The following is a 3,191-nucleotide window of genomic DNA, read 5'->3' on the forward strand; positions in this document are numbered from 1 at the left end:
TCGTTCGGCGATGCCGGTCCCGACGCCGACACGGAGAACCTATGAGCACTCGTCTTTTCGCGGCATCGCTGGTGCTGAACGTCTTTCTGATCGGCGCGCTCGCCGGCGGCGCCGGCTGGCTGATCGGCAAGTCCAATCCGGGCTATTCGCTGGAAGCTGCAGGCGGCAGGCTGCCCGCCGCCGATCGCAAGGCGTTCCGCCAGGCGCTGCGCGAGGTGCGTCGCGAGTCCCGCGCGGTCATCCTCGACGGGCAGCAGGCACGGCGCGAAGCGGCCAACCTTCTGCAACAGCCGACACTCGACGCGAACGCTCTGGCCGCCGCCCTCGAGCGGGCGCGCACTGCCGACGCCACCATCCGCAGCCGGCTGGAACAGCGCATCGTCGAATTCGCCGCATCGAGCTCGCCGCAGGACCGCAAGCTCCTGGCCGACGCCTTGCTGCGCCAAGTCGGCAGGCAGCGGCCGCCGCCTGCAAAAAATACGCCCTGAGGAGCGACGGAAACCGCCGCTACCCTCCGTTCAAGGGAAGAGGGACACGCCTGCTGCCGCGTCAATGCGGGACAGGTTGGTTTCAACCTTGAGAAACTTGGGGAGTATCCCATGAACGGTCTGACGAAATATTCGCTCGCTGCGGCTCTTGCCGTCGGCGGGACGGTCGCGGCAAGTGCGGCTTCCGCAATGCCGATCGCGCCGGTTGCTGCGCCGGCGCTGGTCGAGCATGTGGCCTGGGGCTGCGGTCCGGGCTGGCGTCCCAACCCGTGGGGACGCTGCGTGCCCAATCGCCGCGTCATCTATCCGGGCTATTACTATTGGGGCGGACCGAGCGTCTATATCGGCCCGGTCTGGCACCCGTACCACCGCTGGCATCACTGGCGCCGCTGGTGAAGCCCGGCCCAGCTCACGATGCCGGCGCCGACGCCGGATCGTGAGCTTGTGATCTTTCAGAACTGGTCGGCCGACGCGATCTGCGTCGGCCCTGCGACGGAGGCTGCATTGGCCCTACCCGTTTCAAATGCCGCTCCGCCCGACCCGGCGCTTGTCGCGCTCAACCGCTTCGGGCTCGGCGCGAGACTTGGCGACGATCTCGGCAAGATCGCCGGCAACGCACGCGGCTATCTCGAGGGGGAACTCAAGCAGCCGGATATCGCGCTTATCTCGGTCGACGATTCAAAGAATGCCGGGTTGCTGGACGGCACCGCCGCGATCCAGGCCAGCATGGCCGCCGCCGCCGAACGCAAGGCGGCGCGGGGAGAGAAGGCGGCGCCCGCCATGCAGCCCGCAACAGACGCTCCGGACAGCTCAGCCGACGCAAAAAACAAGCCGGTCGTGCCGCCGGTCGAGGCCGATATCTATCGCGACGAAGCGCAGGCCCGTTTCGACAACGCGATCAACGCCGGCCCCGGCTTCGTCGAACGGCTGGTCGGTTTCTGGTCGAACCATTTCTGCGTCTCGGCCGCCAAGGGCCAGATCGTGCGGGCCTGCGCCGGCGCCTTCGAGCGCGAGGCCATCCGCCCTTTCGTGCTCGGCCGCTTCGCCGACATGCTGCTCGCGGTCGAGCACCATCCGGCGATGCTGTTCTATCTCGACAACCAGCAGTCGATCGGGCCGGATTCGCGCGCCGGCAAGAGGCGCGGCCGCGGCCTCAACGAAAACCTTGCCCGCGAGATCCTGGAACTGCACACGATGGGCGTCGGCAGCGGCTATGCCCAAGCCGACGTCACCAGCTTTGCCGGCATGCTGACCGGTTGGACGATGGCCGGCCGCGAGGGGCGTCTGGGCGAACCCGGCAGCTTCGTCTTCAACGCCAACGCGCATCAGCCCGGCAAGGCGGTGCTGCTCGGCAAGACTTATCCGGACGGCGGCATGGGCCAGGCGGAAGCCGCGCTCAACAATATCGCGCGCCATCCGGCGACCGCGCGACATATCGCCGGCAAGCTCGCATGCCATTTCATCGCCGACGAGCCGCCTCCTCGGTCGGTCGCGCATCTCGCCGAAGTCTTCACCAAGACGGATGGCGACCTGCACGCGCTGGCGCTGGCGCTGATCGACATGACCGAGGCCTGGTCGATGCCGCTGACCAAGCTGCGTGCGCCGTTCGACTATGTCGTTGCGGTCCGGCGGGCGATCGGTCCGTCCGCCGGCAACGAACCGCAACGGACGCTTCGCTGGCTAAGAGCATTGGGCGAGCCGCTCTGGCAGCCGCCCGGCCCGAACGGCTTTCCCGACCGGACCGACAACTGGGCTTCAGCCGAAGGCCTGAAGACGCGGCTCGACATCGCCTGGCAAGCCGCGAAGCAGGCCGACGATATCGGCAATCCCAGCGACATGCTCTCCACCCTGATCGGTGCTTCGGCATCGGCCGAGACGCGAGAGGCGATCGCGCGCGCCGAATCCAGACAGCAGGGTCTGGCGTTGTTGTTGATGGCTCCGGAATTCCAGCGACGGTGACTTTGCAATGGAGATGTGGTAATGAGCCTTCTTTGTGAAACTCCCAATCTCTCCCGCCGCGCCGTGCTGACGACTGGCGGCGCGCTGTTTGCCTGGGCCTATCTGCCGCGCTTCGCGCGCGCCGCCGACAATCGCGACCCGCGCCTGATCGTCATCGTGCTGCGCGGCGCACTCGATGGGCTGTCGACGGTCGGCCCGGTCGGCGACCCCGACTATGCCGGCCTGCATGGCGATATCGCGCTCTCGCTCTCAGGTCCCAACCCGGCGCTGCCGCTCGACGGCTTCTTCGCGCTCAACCCGGCGATGCCGGTGTTCGCGCGGCTGTTCAAGGCGGGCCAGGCAGCGGTCGTGCACGCGGCCGCGACCGGCTACCGCGAACGCTCGCATTTCGACGGCCAGGACGTGCTGGAAAGCGGCCTACCGGGGCCGGGCAATGCCACGACAGGCTGGCTCAACCGGGCGCTTGCCAGCCTGCCGTCAGGCGACCGCGTGGCGAAAGCCGGCGGGCTCGCAATCGGGCCGTCGACGCCGCTGGTGATCCGCGGCGCCGCACCCGTGCTCGGCTGGGCGCCGCAGGCCTTGCCGGCGCCCGGCGACGCGCTGGCAGAGCGTGTGCTCGACCTCTACAATCATCGCGACCCGGTGCTGGCGGCGGCGCTGCAGAAGGGCCTCGACGCCGACCGGATGGCGATGAGCGACCAGATCGGCGGCAAGGCGATGAAACCGAGAGGCGTCCTCGACAAC

At 68.2% G+C, this 3,191-nt stretch carries 3 protein-coding genes and 1 pseudogene; all 4 read left to right on the plus strand.

What is annotated here, in order from left to right:
- Positions 1 to 41: 41 nt before the first annotated feature.
- Positions 42 to 488, plus strand: coding sequence for a periplasmic heavy metal sensor (locus tag EOA38_RS31710; RefSeq protein ID WP_127301074.1), 447 nt, complete (start codon positions 42 to 44; stop codon positions 486 to 488).
- 111 nt (positions 489 to 599) lie between these two features.
- On the plus strand, positions 600 to 884 hold the full coding sequence (locus EOA38_RS31715) for a hypothetical protein (protein WP_127301075.1): 285 nt from the start codon (positions 600 to 602) through the stop codon (positions 882 to 884).
- Between the two features lie 108 nt (positions 885 to 992).
- Entirely contained in the window at positions 993 to 2,447 is a 1,455-nt protein-coding gene (locus EOA38_RS31720) for a DUF1800 family protein (protein WP_245480967.1), read from the plus strand.
- 21 nt (positions 2,448 to 2,468) lie between these two features.
- Positions 2,469 to 3,191, plus strand: a pseudogene (locus tag EOA38_RS31725) (DUF1501 domain-containing protein); the annotation flags it as partial.

Origin of the sequence: Mesorhizobium sp. M1E.F.Ca.ET.041.01.1.1, from assembly GCF_003997355.1 — a bacterium.
In the GTDB taxonomy this organism is placed as follows: Bacteria; Pseudomonadota; Alphaproteobacteria; order Rhizobiales; family Rhizobiaceae; genus Mesorhizobium.